The organism is Pseudomonas sp. PB105 (assembly GCF_009764655.1).
Classification (GTDB): domain Bacteria; phylum Pseudomonadota; class Gammaproteobacteria; order Pseudomonadales; family Pseudomonadaceae; genus Aquipseudomonas; species Aquipseudomonas cyclaminis.
In genome coordinates this window covers 56790-77833 of the sequence record NZ_RWIO01000032.1, presented here as the reverse complement: position 1 = coordinate 77833, position 21044 = coordinate 56790, and the positions used below count along the sequence as shown (strand labels likewise).

The 21044-nt window shown below is 60.3% G+C and carries 18 protein-coding genes, 4 tRNA genes and 1 pseudogene; 8 read left to right on the top strand and 15 right to left on the bottom strand.

The genetic code is table 11. The features are described from left to right. Window positions 1-47: 47 nt before the first annotated feature. Window positions 48-1250 carry an MFS transporter gene (locus tag EJD88_RS06870; protein ID WP_158877381.1) on the bottom strand — a complete coding sequence of 401 codons (1203 nt, stop codon included), beginning with the start codon at window positions 1248-1250 and terminating at the stop codon, window positions 48-50. Between the two features lie 91 nt (window positions 1251-1341). Between EJD88_RS06870 and EJD88_RS06865 the strand changes: the two genes are divergently transcribed. Continuing rightward, window positions 1342-1881, top strand: coding sequence for a TetR/AcrR family transcriptional regulator (locus EJD88_RS06865; RefSeq protein ID WP_158877379.1), 540 nt, complete (start codon window positions 1342-1344; stop codon window positions 1879-1881). 70 nt (window positions 1882-1951) lie between these two features. Here the strand turns inward: EJD88_RS06865 and EJD88_RS06860 are convergent, their stop codons facing one another. The 4 genes from EJD88_RS06860 to EJD88_RS06845 form a co-directional block, all read right to left on the bottom strand. Then, complete coding sequence (locus tag EJD88_RS06860; protein ID WP_099582809.1) at window positions 1952-2731, bottom strand: ABC transporter permease; 780 nt, start codon at window positions 2729-2731, stop codon at window positions 1952-1954. Next, a complete protein-coding gene (locus EJD88_RS06855; protein WP_158877377.1) occupies window positions 2728-3660 on the bottom strand; it encodes an ABC transporter ATP-binding protein in 933 nt (310 codons plus the stop codon). Before EJD88_RS06855 ends, EJD88_RS06860 begins: the two co-directional genes overlap by 4 nt. A 134-nt stretch (window positions 3661-3794) precedes the next feature. Continuing rightward, complete coding sequence (locus tag EJD88_RS06850) at window positions 3795-4412, bottom strand: glutathione S-transferase family protein (RefSeq protein WP_158877375.1); 618 nt, start codon at window positions 4410-4412, stop codon at window positions 3795-3797. A 56-nt stretch (window positions 4413-4468) separates the two neighbouring features. Further along, complete coding sequence (locus tag EJD88_RS06845) at window positions 4469-5128, bottom strand: transglutaminase family protein (RefSeq protein ID WP_158877373.1); 660 nt, start codon at window positions 5126-5128, stop codon at window positions 4469-4471. 158 nt (window positions 5129-5286) lie between these two features. Between EJD88_RS06845 and EJD88_RS06840 the strand changes: the two genes are divergently transcribed. Then, window positions 5287-7734, top strand: coding sequence for an acyl-CoA dehydrogenase (locus EJD88_RS06840; protein WP_158877371.1), 2448 nt, complete (start codon window positions 5287-5289; stop codon window positions 7732-7734). A 75-nt stretch (window positions 7735-7809) separates the two neighbouring features. Further along, window positions 7810-8217, top strand: coding sequence for a PA2817 family protein (locus EJD88_RS06835; protein WP_078732357.1), 408 nt, complete (start codon window positions 7810-7812; stop codon window positions 8215-8217). On the opposite strand, the gene EJD88_RS06830 is transcribed toward EJD88_RS06835, so the two are convergent. Then, on the bottom strand, window positions 8218-9165 hold the full coding sequence (locus tag EJD88_RS06830) for a LysR family transcriptional regulator (protein ID WP_158877369.1): 948 nt from the start codon (window positions 9163-9165) through the stop codon (window positions 8218-8220). A gap of 89 nt (window positions 9166-9254) precedes the next feature. Here EJD88_RS06830 and EJD88_RS06825 point away from each other — a divergent pair, with 89 nt between their 5' ends. Next, window positions 9255-9881: an alanyl-tRNA editing protein gene (locus EJD88_RS06825; protein ID WP_158877367.1), complete on the top strand. Its 627-nt coding sequence runs from the start codon at window positions 9255-9257 to the stop codon at window positions 9879-9881. Between the two features lie 213 nt (window positions 9882-10094). Further along, the gene (locus tag EJD88_RS06820) at window positions 10095-11834 is read left to right on the top strand and encodes a dipeptidase (protein WP_158877365.1); all 1740 of its coding nucleotides are present in this window, start codon (window positions 10095-10097) and stop codon (window positions 11832-11834) included. Between the two features lie 108 nt (window positions 11835-11942). Here the strand turns inward: EJD88_RS06820 and EJD88_RS06815 are convergent. The 4 genes from EJD88_RS06815 to EJD88_RS06800 all read right to left on the bottom strand — a co-directional run bounded on the left by EJD88_RS06815 (window position 11943) and on the right by EJD88_RS06800 (window position 12357). Continuing rightward, a tRNA-Gly gene (locus EJD88_RS06815) sits at window positions 11943-12018 on the bottom strand. A 3-nt stretch (window positions 12019-12021) separates the two neighbouring features. Next, window positions 12022-12097 (bottom strand) — tRNA-Glu (locus EJD88_RS06810). A gap of 105 nt (window positions 12098-12202) precedes the next feature. Further along, a tRNA-Gly gene (locus tag EJD88_RS06805) sits at window positions 12203-12278 on the bottom strand. Between the two features lie 3 nt (window positions 12279-12281). Then, window positions 12282-12357 (bottom strand) — tRNA-Glu (locus EJD88_RS06800). A 358-nt stretch (window positions 12358-12715) separates the two neighbouring features. Here EJD88_RS06800 and EJD88_RS06795 point away from each other — a divergent pair. After that, complete coding sequence (locus EJD88_RS06795; RefSeq protein WP_099586714.1) at window positions 12716-13486, top strand: hypothetical protein; 771 nt, start codon at window positions 12716-12718, stop codon at window positions 13484-13486. Between the two features lie 99 nt (window positions 13487-13585). Next, on the top strand, window positions 13586-14398 hold the full coding sequence (locus tag EJD88_RS06790) for an alpha/beta fold hydrolase (protein ID WP_158877363.1): 813 nt from the start codon (window positions 13586-13588) through the stop codon (window positions 14396-14398). 36 nt (window positions 14399-14434) lie between these two features. Here EJD88_RS06790 and EJD88_RS27500 read toward each other — a convergent pair whose 3' ends face one another. From EJD88_RS27500 to EJD88_RS06775, 4 genes and pseudogenes are all read right to left on the bottom strand, one after another. After that, the gene (locus EJD88_RS27500) at window positions 14435-15277 is read right to left on the bottom strand and encodes a methyl-accepting chemotaxis protein (RefSeq protein WP_371926548.1); all 843 of its coding nucleotides are present in this window, start codon (window positions 15275-15277) and stop codon (window positions 14435-14437) included. 15 nt (window positions 15278-15292) lie between these two features. Further along, a pseudogene (locus EJD88_RS27495) lies at window positions 15293-15520 on the bottom strand (HAMP domain-containing protein); the annotation flags it as partial. Between the two features lie 997 nt (window positions 15521-16517). Next, window positions 16518-17930, bottom strand: a complete 1413-nt coding sequence (locus EJD88_RS06780; RefSeq protein ID WP_158877358.1) for a PLP-dependent aminotransferase family protein — start codon at window positions 17928-17930, stop codon at window positions 16518-16520. 201 nt (window positions 17931-18131) lie between these two features. Next, complete coding sequence (locus EJD88_RS06775; protein WP_158877356.1) at window positions 18132-18893, bottom strand: SDR family oxidoreductase; 762 nt, start codon at window positions 18891-18893, stop codon at window positions 18132-18134. 228 nt (window positions 18894-19121) lie between these two features. Here EJD88_RS06775 and EJD88_RS06770 point away from each other — a divergent pair, with 228 nt between their 5' ends. Next, the gene (locus EJD88_RS06770) at window positions 19122-20129 is read left to right on the top strand and encodes an NADP-dependent oxidoreductase (RefSeq protein WP_158877354.1); all 1008 of its coding nucleotides are present in this window, start codon (window positions 19122-19124) and stop codon (window positions 20127-20129) included. Between the two features lie 97 nt (window positions 20130-20226). Here EJD88_RS06770 and pyrF read toward each other — a convergent pair whose 3' ends face one another. Continuing rightward, window positions 20227-20925: an orotidine-5'-phosphate decarboxylase gene (gene pyrF, locus EJD88_RS06765; protein ID WP_099586720.1), complete on the bottom strand. Its 699-nt coding sequence runs from the start codon at window positions 20923-20925 to the stop codon at window positions 20227-20229. Between the last annotated feature and the right edge of the window lie 119 nt (window positions 20926-21044).

The following is a 21044-nucleotide window of genomic DNA, read 5'->3' as shown; positions in this document are numbered from 1 at the left end:
AGACCATCATAGAACCTGACCGAATATCTATATAACGGGTAATATCTCTAACTGTTATCTATTTTGCAGATACCCGATTGGCGTGAAGAGTCCTGCACCCTCAACCCCACCAGAGCAGACAGGGCCAGAATGATCAGCGCCGCGCCGTAGCCGTCGGTGGTCACGATCAGGCCGTAACTGCGGATCAGGTTGCCCGCCAGCAACGACGGCAGGCAGAACGCCAGGTAACTGAGCACATAAAACGCCGACATCAACCCGGCTCGCTCATGGGGCAACGCCAGCGGCACCACGCTGCGCAACGCCCCGAGAAAGCCTGCGCCGAAGCCGCTGCCAGCGATCAGAGTGGCGATAAAAAACAACGACAGGCTGGCGCTGTGTACCGCCGTCAGGATCAGCGCCACCCCCACTGCCAGCAATGCCGCGCCAAGGCGCAGCACCTTGTCGGCCGGGCGATTGCGCAAGGTGAAGATCATCAGCGCCCCGCTCAACGTCAGTACCGCGACCAGACCGCCACCGATGAGGTTGGACGTGGACCCCGTCGCCGCCCGCACCAACGAAGGCGCCAGGGACAAATAGAACCCACCCATCGCCCACACCGCCACATCCACCGGCAACGACAACCACAGCGCCCGGCGTGCCTGGGGCGGCACATGCAGGGTTGGCCGCAGCGATGCCCATGCACCCGGAATACGGCTGACGGTTTCCGGCAGGCGCCACACATACAGTGCCTGCACCAACATCAGTGCCAGCAGCGCCGCGTAGATCAACTGCGTCGGCAATGGCGCGAACTCCACCAGCAAACTGCTACCCATCGCCCCGCACGCCATCCCCAGCAACGGTGCCACACTATTGACCAATGGCCCTTGCTGGCGGTCGGTATCCAACAGCGCCGCGCCCAGCACCGCCGTGGCCATGCCGGTGGCAAAGCCCTGTAATGTACGCGCCGCGATCAGCCAGGCCACGCTGTGTTCATTGATAAACAGCAGCATCGCCAACATATTCAGCAGCAGCGCAGCAAAAATCACCGGCTTGCGCCCCAGGTGGTCCGACAGCGAACCCACCGTCAACAGCGCCGCCAGCAGGCTCAGCGCGTATACACCGAAGATCAGCGTGAGCATACCTGCAGAAAAATGCAGGCCTTGCTGATACAGGTGATACAACGGCGTCGGCGCGCTGGACGCGGCCAGGAATGTCAGCAAGGTGATCGCCAGAAACACCAGGCTGGAACGGTGGGAAATAGGACTGGACATCGGCACGCTCCGCTAAAGCTAATATATTGCTTTTGTGGAGTGTGCGACTGGTCAGCGCTTAAAGCAAATTCTTTGTGTTAAGGTCGTAAATATGGCGATTAAAGAAGGCCTCCGCCCGGGGGGCCGTAGTGCCCGGGTACAAGAATCCGTTCATTCGGCCGTGCGTGAGCTGCTCGGAACCCACGAGCGCTCCAGCGTCACCGTGCCGATGATTGCCACTCGCGCAGGCGTCACGCCGTCGACCATCTACCGACGCTGGGGCGACCTCTCCGTTCTCCTGGCCGATGTGGCCCTGGCGCGCATGCAGCCTGATAGCGAGCCGGCCAACACCGGCAGTCTGCGCGGCGACCTGCAAGCCTGGGCCGAGCAGTATCTGGATGAAATGAGTTCAGAACCGGGGCGCAACATGATGCGCGACGTGCAATGCAGCGTGACGCCTGGGTATTGCGTGAGCATCTTGAGTGGGCAGTTTCAGGCGATTGTCGAGCGCTACCCGGATGACAACCCGCCCAGCGTCGACCGCCTGATCAACTTGCTGGCGGCGCCGACGGTGTTTCGGATTCTGTTTTCGACGGCACCGTTGGCGGCTGAAGAACTGCCTGCACTGATTGAACTCGCCTTGAGGAGATAAAAGCCTCACCCATAACCCAATGTGGGAGGAGGCAAGCCCCCTCCCACATTTCCCACAGGTCTTCAGTGAGTTATGTACGCATCCCGCGCCCACTCACCAGCAATTTCGCGCAGCCGATGTACAAGACGATGGTCGCCACAATCATGAAGGTGATCGCCACACTGATCTTGATATCCGACACACCCAGGATGCCGTAACGGAAGGCATTGACCATGTGCAGCACCGGGTTGGCCAGCGACACGGTCTGCCAGAACGGCGGCAGCAAGGTGATGGAGTAGAACACGCCGCCCAGGTAGGTCAGCGGCGTCAGCACAAAGGTCGGGATGATCGAAATATCATCGAAGTTGCGTGCAAACACTGCGTTGATGAACCCCAGCAGCGAGAAGATCGTCGCCGTCAGCACCACCACCAGAATGGTGACCCCGAGGTGATGCACCTGCAGGTGAGTGAAGAACAGCGACAACAGCGTCACGATCACCCCGACCATCAAGCCACGCAACACACCGCCTGCGGTGTAGCCCAGCAGGATGGTGTGCGGTGACACCGGCGAGACCATCAGTTCTTCAATCGAGCGCTGGAACTTGCTGCCGAAGAAACTTGAAACCACGTTGCCGTAGGAGTTGGTGATCACCGACATCATGATCAGGCCCGGCACGATGTACTCCATATAGGTGAAACCACCCATGTCACCGATCTGCCGGCCGATCAGGTTACCGAAGATCACGAAGTACAGGACCATGGTGATCGCTGGCGGTAGCAGGGTCTGCGGCCAGATCCGGGTAAAGCGCTTCACTTCACGGTAAACGATGGTTTGCAGCGCGACGAGGTTGGGTTGCAGTTCGGAACTCATACCGCCACCTTCGTCAGATTTTTCTCCACCAGGGACACGAACAACTCCTCAAGGCGATTGGTTTTGTTACGTAGGCTCAGCACTTCGATGTTCTGGGTCGCCAGCTGCGTGAACAGCGCGGTGATGCCCATGGCCTTGTCGACCTGGACCTCCAGAGTGTGGCTGTCCAACAGCCGGCTCGGGTAGCCCAGCAGTTGCGGCGGCGCCGACAGATTGTTCTTCAGGTCGAGCAGAAAAGTTTCCACATGCAACTGGCCCAACAGGTTACGCATGCTGGTGTTCTCGACGATGGTGCCGTGGTCAATGATGCCGATGTTGCGGCACAACTGCTCAGCCTCTTCCAGGTAATGGGTGGTGAGGATGATGGTGATGCCCTTCTCGTTCAGCTCGGTGAGAAAGGTCCACATCGAACGGCGCAACTCGATATCCACGCCAGCGGTGGGCTCATCGAGGATCAGCAGGCGTGGCTCATGCACCAGGGCGCGAGCGATCATCAGACGACGTTTCATACCGCCGGACAATGAACGGGACGGCACGTCGCGCTTGTCCCACAGGCCGAGCTGGGTCAGGTACTGCTCGGCGCGTTCCTTGGCGATTTTCGACGGGATGCCGTAGTAACCGGCCTGGGTCACAACGATATCGAAGGTCTTTTCGAACTGGTTGAAGTTGAATTCCTGAGGCACCACGCCGATGGAGCGCTTGAGCGCCGCCGGGGATTTATCCAGGTCATGGCCGAAGATATTCACCGTGCCGCTGGTCTTGTTGACCAGGGTGGAGAGGATGCCAATGGTGGTGGATTTGCCGGCACCGTTGGGGCCGAGCAAGGCGAAGAAGTCACCTTCGGCAACATCCAGATCGATACCACTCAGGGCCTGGAAACCGTTGCCGTAGGTTTTGGTTAGCTGCCGGATGGACAGAGCGGAACTCATATCGGAATACGCACCAAAGAAGGGAATGAAAAGAGTAGATGAGCGCGCAGCCCACGTAGTTCAACGGCGGCGCATGACAAGCATGGTGCTTGCCCGCGCCGCACAAGTACAGTCACCTGTATTAATAGTCAGTATTAAGTCAACGCGGTCATGACCGCTTTGCGATAGGCCGGGCGTTGTTGCAGGCGCTGGTACCAGGCTTCCAGATGGGGCATTGCCGGGCGCTCGATGGGCATTTCAAACCAGGCGTAGGCAAAGCAACCCAAGGGGATATCGCCCATGCCGAAGGCACTGCCGGACAGGTAAGGCTGCTCGGCGAGGGCCTGGTCGACTGTTTTGAGCGCATCGATACACGCTTGGCGCCCGGCATTGATGCTGTCCCAGTTCTGTTTTTCCGCCGGGGTACGCACGACACCCCAGAACACCGCCTTGAACGGCTCGGCCAGGGTCGAGGTGGTCCAGTCCATCCACTTCTCCGCGCTGGCTCGGGCTTGCAGATCGGTCGGATAAAATTCCGACGCGTGCTTGGCACATAGATAACGCACGATGGTGTTGGATTCCCACAACACAAAGTCATCGTCCTGAATCATCGGCACCCGGCCATTGGGGTTCAACGCCCGGTATTGCGGGGTGTCGACCACACCAAAAGCCCCGCCCGCATCAATCGCCTCATAGTCCAGGCCGAGTTCCTCGGCGCACCACAGTGCTTTCCTGACGTTTGATGAATTTTTACGACCCCAGATCTTCAGCATGACCGCGCCTTATTGTTGATGAACATGGCTTGATGGACGCAGCAGCATACGCCGGTTCACCCGCGGCTTAAATCACTCTGCAGGTCGCCCAACAGGTTTGGCTTATCGTCGCCAAACAGGTGCGGGTAACATTTCCGAATATGGGTGAAGAACAATTCCTCGGGCACATCTGCAAATTGCCCGTGGTCCACCACGTACTCCATCGACCGCTGGCCCTGGCGATTGAACGCGTGAAACACACTGTCGTTGCGCCCGTCGAAGTCCAGCGGCGGAACATCGAATACTTCGCACAATTGCTGATTGAATGCCGGCGTGGCTTTGACCCAGCGGCCGTTCAAGTACAGCTCGGTGTAGCCGTGCATGGCGAACACATCACTCTTGAGCAACGCAAGCAGGCGCGGGGTCGACAGGTGATTGCGCACATCCGCCAGGCCAATGCGCGCCGGGATCCCACAGTGGCGCGCGCAGGCAGCAAGCAAGGTGGCCTTGGGCACGCAGTAGCTCTCACGGGTGGCCAACGCAGAGCTGGCATTCAAGGTGTCTGGATCGCGGCTGAAGGTGTAGGGGTTGTAGCGCACGGCATCACGCACGGCGTAATAGAGACTGACTGCCTGGTCAGTTAAATCCGCACGGGTTCCGCGATGTTTTTCGGCGAACTCCACCACCGCAGGGTGGTCACTATCGATGAAGCGGCTGGGACTCAGGTACGTTTCCATGAGCGCTGTCTCCGAGGGAAGCCTGGAGTCTAACGACAGGTCGGCCGTGGAGATAACGACGAATCGGCCAAATCTCGTAACACCCTGATCACCGCGCTTTCTCGGATGCCGACTAAGCTCCTTGGTGGTTTCGCCCCTGGTTTCACGGAGGATTGAATATGCTGTTGTTGTGGATACTGGTTCTGGTGGTCGGCGTTGCCTACCTGGCACATCGCCGCACCGCGCCCCTGCCCGCCTTGGGCGTGGTCGCCGTCTACCTGCTGGCGATGGGCGCCTGGAGCCATGCACCGGGTTGGCTGTTGCTGATCTTCTGGGTGTTGATCGCTGTCGTGGCCGCGCCCTTGCTGCTGCCGGACCTGCGCCGCCAATATTTCACCAAGCCACTGTTCAGCTGGTTCCAGAAAGTCCTTCCGCCCATGTCCGAAACCGAGCGCGATGCCATCGACGCCGGCACCGTTTGGTGGGACGGCGAGCTGTTCAGCGGCCGCCCCGATTGGGACAAGTTGCTGGCCTACCCCAAGGTGCAACTGACCGAAGAGGAACAAGCCTTCATCGACGGCCCCACCGAAGAACTCTGCGCCATGGTCAGCGACTGGGAAATCGGCCAGGCCATGGACTTGCCGCCGGCTGCATGGGAGCACATCAAGACCCACGGTTTCTTCGCACTTATCATTCCCAAGGAGTACGGCGGCAAGGGTTTCTCCGCCTACGCTCACTCCCAGGTGGCGATGAAACTCGCCACCCGCAGCGGCGACCTCGCCTCCACCGTGATGGTGCCAAACTCCCTCGGCCCGGCCGAACTGCTGCTGCACTACGGCACCGATGAACAACGCAACCACTACCTGCCACGCCTGGCCCGCGGCGATGATATTCCGTGCTTCGCCCTAACCGGGCCACTGGCTGGCTCCGATGCGGGCGCCATGCCTGACACCGGCGTGATCTGCAAAGGTGAATGGGAAGGCAAGGAAACCCTCGGCCTGCGCCTGAACTGGGAAAAACGCTACATCACCCTCGGCCCGGTCGCGACCCTGCTCGGGCTGGCCTTCAAAGCCCATGACCCGGACCATCTGTTGGGCGAAGAGGAAGATCTGGGTATCAGCCTGGCGCTGATTCCCACAGACACCCCCGGTGTGGAAATCGGCCGTCGTCACCTGCCGCTCGGCGCCGCCTTCATGAACGGCCCCAACTCCGGCAAGGACGTGTTCATCCCCCTGGAATTCCTCATCGGCGGCCAGGAAATGCTCGGCAAGGGCTGGATGATGCTGATGAATTGCCTGTCGGTGGGCCGTTCGATTTCCCTGCCGGCAGTCGGCACCGGCGCGGCCAAGTTCACCAGCCTGGTGACCGGCCAGTACGCCCAGGTGCGCGAACAATTCAACGTGCCACTCTCCGCCTTCGAAGGTATCCAGGAAGCCCTGGCCCGTATCGGCGGCAACGCCTGGCTGATGGACAGTGCGCGCATGCTCACCGCCAATGCCGTTGACCTCGGGGAAAAACCTTCAGTGCTGTCGGCAATCCTCAAGTACCACCTCACCGAGCGCGGCCGTGAATGCATCAGCCACGCGATGGACGTACACGGCGGCAAGGGCATCATCATGGGCCCCAACAATTACCTGGGCCGTAGCTGGCAAGGTGCGCCGATCTTCATCACTGTCGAGGGCGCGAATATCCTCTCGCGCAACCTGATGATCTTTGGCCAGGGCGCCATCCGCTGCCATCCGTTCGTGCTCAAGGAAATGGCCCTGGCCGGTCGCGAAGACCATGACCAGGCGCTGAAGGAATTTGACGGCCTGCTGATGCAACACATCGGTTTTGCCGTGAGCAACGCCGCGAGCACCCTGGTACTGAACTTGGGCTTTGGCCGCTTTGAGAAAGCGCCGGGTAACCGCTTGAGCCAGGGTTATTTCCGTGCACTCAATCGCCAGGCTGCGGCCTTCGCCCTGCTTGCGGACTTGAGCATGATGCTGCTGGGCGGCGAGCTGAAACGCCGCGAACGCCTGTCGGCACGCCTGGGGGATGTACTGAGCCATATGTACCTGGCTTCAGCGGCGCTCAAGCGCTATCACGATCTGGATTCGCCGGACCACCTGGAACCGCTGTTCGCCTGGGCCATGGAAGAAAGCCTCGGCGAGTCGGAACGTGCGCTGGATGAGTTGCTGGGCAACTTCCCGAACAAGGTGCTCGGCTGCCTGCTGCGGGTGATTGTGTTCCCGTTCGGCCGTCGCCATACCGGGCCGTCCGATGCACTGGATGCCGAGGTGGCCGCCGTCATCGGCCGCGCCAAAGGCGACCCGACACTGGAAGAATTGCTGGCCGGCTGCTACCGCCCACAATCGGCGGACGATCCGGTCGGCGCCCTGCAACACGCCTACGACCTATTGGGTGCCAGCCATCCGCTGCAGAAAAAACTCCACACCGCGCTCAAAAGCGGCCAGGTCAAACCGACGGCCGGCGAGCATGCCATCGACGCCGCGCTGCATGCCAACGTGCTGCAACCGGGCGAGGCGCAGACGTTGCGCGACGCTGAAGCAGCGCGGCGCAAGGTGATCGACGTGGATGATTTCAGCAAGGAAGAACTGACCCAGGCTGAGGGTACAGTCCGCTGATCCCAGCGGTCATATAAAAACGGGCGCGAGGGCTATATACTCTCGCGCCCGTTTTTGCTTTAGAGGACTTATCTCGTGTCCAACGTCGTTGCCGATCATCTCGTCTTGCTCGACCACCTGCGCAGCATCCTGGTTGCCGTCGGCGAAGCCGAACAGGTGCCCGAGGAAAGCCACACCCTGTTCCTGGAGCGCTTCGACGAACTGCGCGCCCTACTGCCGATTGACCCGATCGAAAGCCAATACCTGGGCCAGGACCTGATGAGCCAAGTCATTCTGCGCTACCCGCAAATTGCCCACCTGGTGCCACGCGATCTGCTGTGGTTCTTCGGCGGCGATTGCCTGCACTTTATGCCCGACGAAGAGCTGGACCTGTACCAGGCCCTGGAAGAACGTCGTTATGAGGCCGAACAGAACGACGAGCCGTTCGACTGGAACCAGGAAAAGCAACTGCTGGCCATGCCCCAGGATCAGAGCAAGCACTGATCAGCCAGCCGTACCAGAGGGCCGACGCAATGTCGGCTCCTTCGCCATACACTCCACCAGATAATCAATAAACACCCGCAGCTTCGGCGGCAGGTAGCGCGTGGGCGAATGCAGCAACCACGCCTCGCCATGGTAGGACGCAATAAAATCCCACCCTGGCAACACCTGTACCAAACGCCCCTCCTCCAGCGCATGGCGCGCCGTAAAGAACGGCAGGCTGCCAATCCCCACATGTTGCAACACCGCATCCAGCCGCACGCCGGTGTGATTCGCTGCATAACGCCCGTGCACGCCGACGGTCACTGTCTTACCGTCCTGTCGGAATTTCCAACGCGAGTCGCCGGGGGTTTCGCCAAGGTAGATGCAGCTGTGTTCCAGCAAATCGTGGGGATGCTCCGGCATACCGTGATCGGCCAGGTACTGCGGCGTCGCACACAGCAAATGCTCAATCGGCAATAGCTGACGCCCCACCAGCCCCGGCGGCGGGCTGTCGGTGATGCGAATGCTCAGATCAACATTGTCATCGATCATGTCTACCTGCCGGTCCTCTAGGATCAACTGCACATCCACCTTGGGATACCGCCGCAGAAACTCCGGCATATGTGGGTGCACCACGAACCGCCCCACCGCCTTAGGCACACTGACCCGCACCAGCCCCTCGGCCTCATGGGTGAATTGGCCACTTATTTCCATCACCGAACGCGCCGCGCTGACCATCTCCTGGCAGCGCTTGAACACCTCTTCACCGCCTTCGCTCAAGCGCAGTTTGCGCGTGGTGCGTTGCAGCAACCGGGTAGCCAGGGCCTTTTCCAGGCGCGAAATACTGCGACTCACCGCCGAGGGCGAAACGCTCAATTGCCGTGCCGCTCCGGAGAAGCTGCCGGTCTCTACCACCTTGACGAAAATCGCCATTTCCCCCAGCAGCGGTAACGGAAGATTGATGCTCATGACGCACAGGTCCATTGATATTTGAGCGGATTATCACCTATCCAAGCACTATTTATACTGCCCGCAGAACCCTGATGCGGATGTAGAAGATGACCGAGCGCCTGTTTTTCACCCACGATCACCTCAGTGCCGAGCTTGAAGTACTGAGCTGCACGCACTGCGACGACCAGTTTGCGGTCATTTTACAGTCGACGATTTTCCATCCCCAGGGCGGTGGCCAGCCGTTCGACACGGGCTGGCTCGGTGATGGTCAGGTCCTGCGCGTCACTCAGGAAGCTGATCGCGTAGTGCACTATGTCAACCAACCTGTAGCTGTGGGTCCCATCACCGCGCGGGTCGATGAACCACGCCGTACCCTGCACACACGCCTGCATTCCGCCGGACATTTGATCGGCAACGCCGGCGAAACCCTGGGCTGGATGCCGATCAAGGCGCACCACTGGCCGGGCGAAGGCAAGATCACTTTTATCCGTGGCGAAAGCGCGCAAGCCATTGACGCCGAGACCCTTCAGCAGCAGATCAACCAATGGATCGCCGCAGATTATCCGCGCCATATGGCCCTGGATGACGGCACCCGCGAGGTGGGCTTCGGCGAGCTGCCCACCTACGCTTGCGGCGGTACCCATGTGCAAACACTTGGCGAGCTGGGTGAGGTAACTATCCTGGCCCTGTCGGAAAAAAAGGGCGCGCTGTCGGTGCGGTACAGCCTGGACTAAACCGCGACGATTCTTCGAGCACTGCGCCCAGAGACGCCTCTAAACCGCAGGTTACAGCGTTGCAACATGCGCATTCGAGGGTGCTATCGAGTTTTTAGATAAGCCTCTTTTTGGTCTCCCTGGCACACCTTTGCAGTGTTAGTGTGTGGAAATGTTTCTGACACATTGATCAGAAACCCCCTACTCTCCCTTTGCAAAGGAATGCCTCTAACCATGCACTTTCCCCTCAAGCAATTGGCGGCTGCGACCTTGCTCGCGGCGAGCCTTTCGGTGATGAGCACCGCCGTTTTTGCCAACATTACGCCGGAGCAAAGCACGGCAATTCTGAAGGGTTTCAACGAAACGTCAGTTACCGATTTTCGTGGTTTCCTCAGCACCCTGGCCAAGGGCGACCTGGGTAAAACCGCTGACGTGGGCCCGGCTATCAGCGCCTTCCTCGACAACCAGACCCTGACCGCCGACCAGCAGAACGACATCCATCGCTTGCTGGGCATTTACACCCGAGCGAAGTACGGCAAAGCCGCCCTCGACACCCTGCGCGAACTGGTGGAAATCCCGACCTTCAACGTGGACGGTGTGCCGCAATACAAGAACCCGGAATTCATTCGGATTGCCGACAAGATCCAGGCCCTGGCCGAGAGCTTTGACCTGAATTTCCGTAACGTCGACAACCGCGTGTATGAAATCTCCCTGGCAGGCAGCGGCGACGAGGTAGTGGGTATCCACGCTCACGCCGACGTGGTGCCGGTGACACCGGAAAACTGGGTATTGAAGGACGGCACCCACCTCGATCCCTTCAAGGTCACGCTGATCGGCGACCGCATGTATGGCCGGGGCACCGAGGATGATAAAAACGGCATTGTGGTAGCGATGTATGCCATGAAGGTGATCAAGGAAGAAAAGCTGCCGTTGGCGCGTAATTTCAAGCTGCTGGTGGACACCACTGAAGAAACCTCCGGCGACGCAATCCCTTACTACTTCGAACGCAACCCGACGCCGCAATACAACCTGGCGCTGGACGGCGGCTACCCGGTGGTGATTGCCGAAAAAGGTTATGGCACCGTCATGGCCACTTTCCCGCGCCGTAAAGGGGAAGGCAAAGGTGCAGAAATCATCGCAATGACCGGCGGCATGGCCACCAACCAGATTCCGTCGGCGTCGGTGGCCACGTTCGTCAGCGAAAAACCTGCCGAATTGGCAGCCAGCCTGCAAAACGCCGGCACGGCATACGCCAAGCGCAACGGTGGTGATTTTGAGGTGAGCGCCAAGGTCGTGGGCAAGGATGTCAAACTGACCGTCTCCGGGGTGTCGGCGCACTCCTCCGAGCCAGAGGCCGGTATCAACCCGGTGGCGCGCATGCTGGAGCTGATCCACAGCGTCGACGGCAAGATTGCCCTCAAGCACAACCACATCACCGACGCAGCACGGTATGCGTCCGACAATTGGGGCCTGGATTACCTGGGTGGCAAATTGGGCGTGGGCTTCTCCGATGACTTCATGGGGCCGCTGACCACGTCGCTGACCTTTGTCGGGCTGGACGACAACGCCTTCAAGCTGGCGGTCAACCTGCGGGTGCCGAAGGGCAAATCCCCGGAGAAACTCAAGGCTGAGATCGCCGAGAAACTGAGCGCCTGGGACAAGAAGACCAAGGTCAACGTGGACTTAACCTACTCGGTGGCCGAGCCGATGTTCCGCAACCCGGAAGGTGAATGGGTGAAGGCCTTGCTCGCGGTCGCCAGCGAAAACCTGGGCATGGAACATAAATTCGGTACTTCGGCCGGCGCCACCTCGGTCCACGACCTGCCGAACGGTGTACAGTTTGGCCTCGCGCGCCCGGAAGTGAAATACACCGGGCATACCGACAACGAGTTCAAGACGGTCGACCAGTTCTTGCTGGACTTGCAAATCGTCACCGAAATGATGGGCCGCATCGGCCAACTGCCCACGCTCTGACCCGCGTTCGCGCCCGCCACCAGGCGGGCGTTGGCGCCTCACTTCAGGGTGTTGCTCAAATCCCAGGCAAAGAAAAGCCACTCGATTGAGTGGCTTTTTTCTTGAATATGGAGCGGGAAACGAGACTCGAACTCGCGACCCCGACCTTGGCAAGGTCGTGCTCTACCAACTGAGCTATTCCCGCAAATGGCGTCCCCTAGGGGACTCGAACCCCTGTTACCGCCGTGAAAGGGCGGTGTCCTAGGCCACTAGACGAAGGGGACACGCTACTGAAACACATGGTGTGTGCTTCAGTGCCCAGAGGCCGCATCCGAGGATGTGGTCCTGGTTTCACTCAGTGCCGCCCTAAAGCCACACTGTTTGTAAATTGGAGCGGGAAACGAGACTCGAACTCGCGACCCCGACCTTGGCAAGGTCGTGCTCTACCAACTGAGCTATTCCCGCATATGGCGTCCCCTAGGGGACTCGAACCCCTGTTACCGCCGTGAAAGGGCGGTGTCCTAGGCCACTAGACGAAGGGGACACACGTACAACATTCACTACTCATCGCGTTTCGCTGTGTGCTTTACGCTTTAAGTGGCGCGCATTCTATGGATGGATTGGGAGGTCGTCAACCCCCAAGGATAAATTTATTAAAATCAATGACTTCGCCCGCGTTTACCGGCGCTTGCGGGCATTCTGCCGGTCCGCACCTTGACGCCTATATTCTGGCACCCGACAAGACGCTATAGTTCACCCTGGCAAATGATGGCAATGTGCATTCACGCAGGGAGCGCGTATCTATATAGAAGAAACTACCTGGGCAACTGGTCGATCAGACCTATCCGATAGCCGGCTCAGTCACTACACTCCACTGCAAACCCTATAAAGAGGTCACACCGGTGACACCACTCATGATCACCCTGCTGGTAATAGCCGGGATCGCAATACTGATCGCCATTGGCTACATGAACCACGTGGTGGAAAACAACAAGCTGGAAAAGCAGCGCACCCAGATCGAGCTTAACGATCGCCTGCGCCGTTGCGGTGAGATCACCGAAACATTCCCAGGCCAACTGATGACGCCGGCGCTCAAACTGTTGTTGACCCGCCTGGAGCTCAACGTCAACCAGCGGTTGTTGAATCTCAACAAGACCAGTGCACCGATCAAGGCGCGCATCACCGAGCTGAACACCTTGGTGGCCCAGGGCGAATCCATCCCGGTAAACAACCCGCCGGCACCTATCCAGACCGAAGCCAAGGCCAAGGACGTGCGTTTCCTGCTCGAAGCCCTGCACGGCCAGGTAACGCGCGCGGCCCAGGATGGCTTCCTGCCCTCCAACGAAGCCAAGCACTGGATCAAGGAAATCCGCCATATCCTGGTGCTGCTGCACATCGAATTCTTCAACAATCTCGGACAGCACGCGCTGCAGCAAGGCCAACCAGGCCAGGCACGACTGGCTTTCGAACGTGGCGTGCAGTACCTGCGCAAGCAGCCGGAGCCGGTGCTCTACAGCGCCCAGTTGCAACAACTGGAAGGCCAACTGGCCCGCGCCAACTCCACGGTGCTGGCTAACAGCCAACAGGCCGTAGAAGAGGTCAGCGAATTGACCGAAGGCATGAAAGAAGTCGAAGCCGACGCCGAGTGGAAGAAGAAAGTCATCTACGACTGATGCTCGCGAAACAATAGGTGCCATCACCCTGGCACCTATCCTCCACCCGCCGACTAGCGTAAAAAAGTGCCCCTCACTCCGTGAAGTCAGAGGCCTGCTATGCCTATCGCCGTCATTGATGGACAACCACTGCATTATCTCGACCAGGGCACCGGCCCGGCCGTCCTGCTCGGCTCCAGCTACCTGTGGGACCGCGACATGTGGGCGCCGCAGATCGAAGCCCTGTCGCAACAGTACCGTGTGATCGTGCCCGAACTCTGGGGCCACGGTGAATCGGGCCGACTACCCACGCAGACTCACTCCCTCGACGACCTCGCGCGCCAGAACCTGGCCCTGCTGGATCACTTGGATATTGCGCAGATCAACCTGGTGGGCCTCTCGGTAGGCGGAATGTGGGGGGCGCGCCTGGCGTTGCAGGCGCCCGAGCGCATCAATAGCCTGGTGCTGCTGGACACCTACCTCGGCGCAGAGCCCGAGGCTACGCGCCAGTATTACTTCTCGCTGTTCAAGATGATTGAAGACGCCGGCGCGATTCCCGAGCCGTTGCTGGATGTGATCGCGCCGATCTTCTTCCGCCCGGAGATCGACCGCAAATCAGCGCTCTACCAGGACTTTCGCGCGTCGCTGCAAGCTTTTTCCCGAGACCGCCTGCTGCAGAGCATCGTGCCCTTGGGTCGGTTGATCTTCAGCCGCGACGACGTGCTGGAACAGCTGTCGGACCTGGACGCTGACACCACCCTGGTGATGTGCGGCGAGCAGGACAAACCCCGCCCACCCGCCGAATCCAAGGAAATGGCCGAACTGATTGGCTGCGCCCTGACGTTGATTCCAGACGCCGGGCATATCTCCAGCCGCGAAAACCCGGACTTCGTCAACGAAGCGCTGCTGACCTTTCTCGCCAACCACGCCTGATCGCCCTCCCCTTTGATCGCAGCCTCTGCACTGCGGTCAAAGGCGGAAATGCCCCACCATCCCCTTGAGCTCCGCCCCCAACTGCGCCAGCTGGATGCTCGACGCCGCGTTGCCCTGCATGCTCAACGCCGACTGATCGGCACTCGCCCGGATACTGGTGACGCTGCGGTTGATCTCTTCGGCCACCGAGCTTTGCTCCTCGGCCGCAGCGGCGATCTGCTGGTTCATCTGCTGGATCAACGACACCGCGCCCGCGATACTGCCCAGGGCACTTTCGGTTTCCAGGGCATCGCTGACCGCCAGTTTGACCAGCTCGCCGCTTTGCTGGATCTGCTGCACCGAGGATTGCGCCGCGCTGCGCAAAGTGCTGACCAACCGCTCGATTTCTTCGGTTGATTGCTGGGTACGCTTGGCGAGCGCCCGCACCTCATCGGCCACTACCGCAAAGCCACGGCCCTGTTCACCTGCGCGGGCGGCTTCGATCGCCGCGTTCAGGGCCAGCAGGTTGGTCTGTTCCGCCACGCTTTTGATCACGCCCAGCACGGTGCCGATGTTCTGGATTTCGGCACTGAGGCTCTCGATGCTCGCACTGGCACTGGTGCTGGAAGTGGCCAGCAACTCGATGCGCTGCAGACTCTGGCGCACCACTTGCTGCCCACTGTCGACCTTGTCATCCGCCGTCTGCGCGGCTTGCGCGGCCTCTTCGGCGTTGCGCGCCACGTCGTGCACCGTGGCGGTCATCTGGTTCATCGCGGTGGCCACCTGCTCGGTTTCTTCCTTCTGGCTGCTGACCTCGACATTGGTTTGCTCGGTGACGCTGGAGAGCGTCTGCGCCGAGCTGGCCAATTGCTCGATTCCGGCCTGCAGGCCGCTGACCATCTGGCTCAGGCCGTTGCCCATCTGTTGCATGGCCTGCATCAACTGGCCGATCTCATCACGACGACTGACCTCCATGCGCCCGCTCAGATCCCCAGCGGCAATCTGCTGCGCCACCGCAATCACACTGCGCAGCGGCGCGACGATCAAACGGGTAATCACCCATGCGGCAATCAGCCCCACCAGCAAGGCCAGGGCCGACGAGCCGATGATCAACAGTGCGTTTTTTTTCAGTTGCGCCTGCATCGACAGGTCTTCGGCGTCATAGGCCTGATTGACCCGGCTGACCACCAGGGCCGCCCGGTCATGCAGTTGTTTGTAGACCACTTTTTCCTGCGCCAGCAGGCCGGTGTACTCACCCAGTTTCTCGCTGAACGCAGCAATATGCCCGGAGACTTCATTGAGCACTGTCTGATATCCGGAGTCCTTGACCGAGGTTTTCAGTTGTTCGACCTGAGCCAAGGCCTGGTCGGCCTGCTCGATCTTGCCTTGCTCGGCGTCCTCGGCGTCCACTTTGCGGCTCTGGTCCAGGCGCACATGGGCTTCGTTCATGGCTTGCAACATCAAGCGCGATACCTGACTGACCTGTCCGGCCTGCTCGATAAACTCGGCGCCCTCCTTGCCCTGGCTTTGCTTGAGGCCATAAGCCCCATCGTCCGCAAGGCCGGCCTGCAACACATCAAGGTTATTCGCCACGCTGGACACCGACCAGCTGGCCATTTCCAGCGCCAGATCCTTGGTCTGGGTCAGTTCGACAAACTCATCGAACGCTTTGCGGTAAGCGGCCAGTGCCTGCTCGACATCGGTCATCACCGGCACGTTCGCCGCAGACTGGGCCTTGAGGGCGGCGGCCTGGGCTGCCAAGGCGTCGACGCTTTCATGCAGCGCGTCGACCGCCTTGGGGTCGGCGTGCAGCGCGTAGTCCTGCTCGATCAGACGCACCTTGAGCAAGCCGCTATTGAGCGACGACATGGCCTTGAGCCCTTCGAAACGCTGGCCAACGGTCTGCAGGGACCACACGCCAATGGCCGCCACCAACGCGGTCAGCAGCAGCACCAGCATAAAGCCCAAGCCCAGTTTTTTCGCCATACCGAGGTTGGCGAAACGTCGTTGCACGCCTGAAATCATTGCACTTGAATCCTCTTGCAATGGCAGATGCCATCAAGCCCGATTGACATGCAGCGAGATTCGCAACCACAAGGCACTGAACACAAGACGCTGGCGCCACAATAATGGCAAAAAGCTACACGCTCGTCGTTTTCAGAATGGTCGAGGTCGATCTGGCGGGCCCCATGGCACTGAACAACGCCAAGGCCCGCGGATCAGTTGCATAGGCCACATTGATGCGCAGCCACTCGCTGGCCTGCGCCGTCGGGCTGAACAACGCCCCAGGAGACAACAACACCCCTAGCCGCCGGGCACACATCTGTAACAGCGAAGGCTGCACCTCTCCCGGTCGCGTCCACAGGAACATGCCCCCGGCGGGCACCGCGAACACCTCCCATTCTTCGTCTTCCAGCACTTGCAGGGTGGCCTTCATTTCGGTACCCAGTCGCTTGCGCAGGCGCTGTACCCATTTACGATAGGTGCCATTGGCCAGCAGCGTGGCCACCACTGCCTCGGCGAACCGCGAGGTGCCGAACCCGGTCAAGGTCTTGAGGCTGGCCAGTTGCGCGATGATCGCCGAACTGGCACTCAGATACCCCACGCGCAACGCACTGCTCAAGGTCTTGGAGAAACTCGCGACGTAGATCACCCGATCATCATGGGGCAACGCCGCAAGCCGCACGCAACTGGCATGTTGCAGGTCACCGTAGACGTCTTCCTCAATGATCAGGAAGTTTTCGCGGTGAGCCAGCTCCAGCAGGCGCTCGGCCACCTCGCGGCACAAACTCGTACCCGTAGGGTTGTGATGAACGCTGTGGATGAACAGGCACTTGGGCCGATGTTGCTGCAGCAAGGCTTCCAGGACCGAGAGATCGGGACCGCCCTGTATACGCGGCACCTCCAGCAGTTGCACGCCCTGGAACACCAGTTGCTGATAGAGGTTGCCGTACCCCGGTGTTTCCACCACCACGTAATCGCCTGCCTTGAGCAGCGTGCGTATCAGCAAGTCCTGGGCATGGCCCGCGCCTGCGGTCGTGAGGATGCGGTCCACGCTGGAAGCGATATGAATCTGCGTCAGGCGCTTGAGCAGTTGCTCACGCAACGCGGGCAGCCCCAACGGCGTGCTGTAGTTGAACAGGCCTGCAGTGTCGGTACGGGCGACTTCACGAATCGCATAACTGATGTCATCGCTCTCGCGCCAGGCATCGGGTAACCAGCCGCAGCCCAGTTTCAACTCGCCCAGCGGGTTGTCGGCAAAGCTGCCCCATTCGCGCTCCGCCCCCTCATACCAATTGCCTTCGTGGGAATCCCCCGGCTGGGCCACCACAAATCCCGAGCCCTGCCGGGGCGCCAGCACCCCCTGCGCGACCATCCGTTCGAGTGCTTCGATCACGCTGGATTGGCTGAGCAGGTTATCCAGGGCCAACTGGCGGATGGACGGCAAGCGCGTGCCGGGGCTGATCCCGTCCTTGCGAATCCATTGCGCCACTGCACTGACGATTTGCTGCACCACCGGTACAAGGGCTTGTCGATCGATCCCTAAATCCATGAGCCACTCACTTCAACTGTCTGTTATCAACCCAAAGAGTTAAGCACAGAAGCGGTTGATTGCCGGGCGCATAAATTTATTAAAGTATTGATTTTATTGGGTTATTTACCTAATGACACATATTCGGTCGCGGCGTTGTGCCAGCTCTGGAAACGCCCCACAGCGCCCCAGCCTATTTCGAATGGGGGCCGACGCAAGGTCCTAGATCGCCGTCGCGCCACCGTCCACGGCCAAGGCGTGGCCGGTGGTGAACGCCGCTCCGTCGCTGCACAGGTAAAGCACGGCGCTGGCGATTTCCTCGACCTTGCCGATACGTCCGACCGGGTGCATGGCGGCGGCGAATTCGGCCTTGCGGGGGTCGGCTTCATAGGCACGGCGGAACATGTCGGTGTCGATCACTGCGGGGCAGACGGCGTTGACGCGGATTTTCTTCTTGGCGTACTCGATGGCCGCCGATTTGGTCAGGCCGATCACCGCATGCTTGGAGGCCGCGTAGATGCTCATCTTCGGCGCCGCGCCAAGCCCCGCGACCGACGCGGTGTTGACGATAGCGCCGCCACCCTGTGCCAGCAGCAGCGGCAACTGGTACTTCATGCACAGCCATACGCCTTTGACGTTGACGCCCATGATGGCGTCGAACTCATCCAGGCTGCCGTCAGCCAGCTTGCCCTTCTCAATCTCGATGCCGGCGTTATTAAAGGCATAGTCCAGGCGGCCATAAGCGCTGACGGTCTGCGCCATCAACTGCTGAACATCCGTCTCCTGCGTGACGTTGCAGCGCACAAACAGTGCCTCGCCACCGGCCTGGTGGATCAGCGCGACGGTGCCCTCGCCGCCCGCCACATCCAGGTCGGCAACCACAACCTTCAAGCCTTCGGCGGCGAACGCCAGCGCGGTAGCGCGACCAATACCGGCGGCGGCGCCGGTCACCAGGGCGACCTGGCCAGAAAACGTCATGCTCATGGGGGATGTCCTATGGGAGAAATAGCCGTGGGACGAGTCTAGCCAACAGCACGCCGGACGCGTCAGCACTATCAAAAGCCCGGTTAGGGCAGCATGCGCACCAGTGATAACGAGACCGGGCGCACTATCAACGCAGCCTATCGAGCAGCATTCGCACCCAAAGCCAGCCTTGCCCCCAAGCCGTTCAAGGTCTATCACTCATGCTCCACTTTTTAAAGAGTCCCTGCCATGACCGCCCAGACCAACCGCCAATTCCTGCTCGCCAAACGCCCGGTCGGCGCGGCGACGCGGGACACCTTCACCTATCAGGAAGTGCCGGTGGGCACGCCCCAGGACGGGCAAGTGCTGGTACGCAATGAATACTTGTCCCTCGACCCAGCCATGCGCGGCTGGATGAATGAGGGCAAGTCCTACATTCCGCCCGTCGGCATCGGCGAGGTGATGCGCGCACTCGGCGTGGGCAAGGTGATTGCTTCGAACAACCCGAAATTCGCGGTCGGAGACTACGTAAACGGTGCCTTGGGGGTGCAGGATTATTTCCTCGGCGAGCCCCGCGGCTTCTACACCGTCGACCCTAAGCTTGCCCCGCTGCCCCGCTACCTTTCTGCACTGGGCATGACCGGCATGACGGCCTACTTCGCGCTGCTGGACACCGGCGCGCCCAAGTCGGGTGACACCGTAGTGATCTCAGGCGCAGCCGGCGCCGTAGGCAGTATTGCCGGGCAGATCGCCAAGCTTAAAGGGTGCCGCGTGGTCGGCATCGCCGGTGGCGCCGACAAGTGCAGGTTCCTGGTGGACGAATTGGGTTTTGACGCGGCCATCGATTACAAGAACGAAGACGTACCCGCCGCTCTCAAGCGCGAATGCCCGAAGGGCGTGGATGTGTATTTCGATAACGTCGGCGGCGACATCCTCGACGCAGTACTCAGCCGCCTGGCGTTGAAGGCTCGCGTGGTGATCTGTGGCGCCATCAGCCAGTACAACAATAAGGAAGCGGTCAAAGGCCCGGCGAACTACCTGTCACTGCTGGTCAATCGCGCGCGAATGGAAGGCTTTGTGGTGATGGATCACGCGGCGAATTTTGCCGCCGCCGGGCAGGAAATGGCCGGCTGGATGGCTCAGGGCAAGCTCAAGAGCAAGGAAGATATTGTCGAGGGGCTGGAGACGTTCCCGGAGACGTTGATGAAGCTGTTCAACGGCGAGAACTTTGGGAAGTTGGTTCTGAAGGTCAGCTGATACAGCGCAAAACCAATGTGGGAGCTGGCTTGCCTGCGATGCGCAGGGCCATCGGGGGCAAGCTCCCTCCCACATGGGGTTCTCACAGCGTCAGGGATCAGGCGATCTCGGCAACAACCGCCGCCAACGCCTTGGCCGGATCTGCCGCCTGGCTGATCGGACGGCCGATTACCAGGTAATCGGAACCCGCATCCAGTGCCTGGCGCGGCGTCAGGATACGGCGCTGGTCATCCTGGGCACTGCCCGCCGGGCGGATCCCTGGGGTCACCAATTGCAGCGACGGGTGGGCGGTTTTCAGCGCCTGGGCTTCCAGGGCCGAACACACCAGGCCGTCGAGACCGGCTTTCTGGGCCAACGCGGCCAGACGCAGCACCTGCTCCTGAGGCTCGATGTCCAGGCCGATACCGGCCAGGTCTTCGCGCTCCATGCTGGTCAGCACGGTCACGCCGATCAGCAGCGGTTTAGGGCCGCTGCGCTGTTCCAGCACTTCGCGGCAGGCCGTCATCATGCGCAGGCCGCCGGAACAGTGCACGTTCACCATCCACACGCCCATTTCGGCGGCGGCCTTGACCGCCATGGCGGTGGTATTCGGAATATCGTGGAATTTCAGGTCGAGGAACACTTCGAAGCCTTTGTCACGCAGGGTGCCGACGATTTCTGCGGCGCAACTGGTGAACAGTTCCTTGCCGACCTTGACCCGGCAAAGCGCGGGGTCCAACTGGTCAGCCAGCTTCAGTGCGGCGTCACGGGTGGGGTAATCCAGGGCGACGATGATAGGAGTCTGGCAGACGGACATTGGAATGGGCTCTCAGGCAAGTCGAAATCGGCGCGGATTGTAGCGCAAGCAGCGGCGTTGCGGGATCCGATGATCGGTAAATACTGACCAACCGCCATTTCACGGGCCTTTCGGGCAAA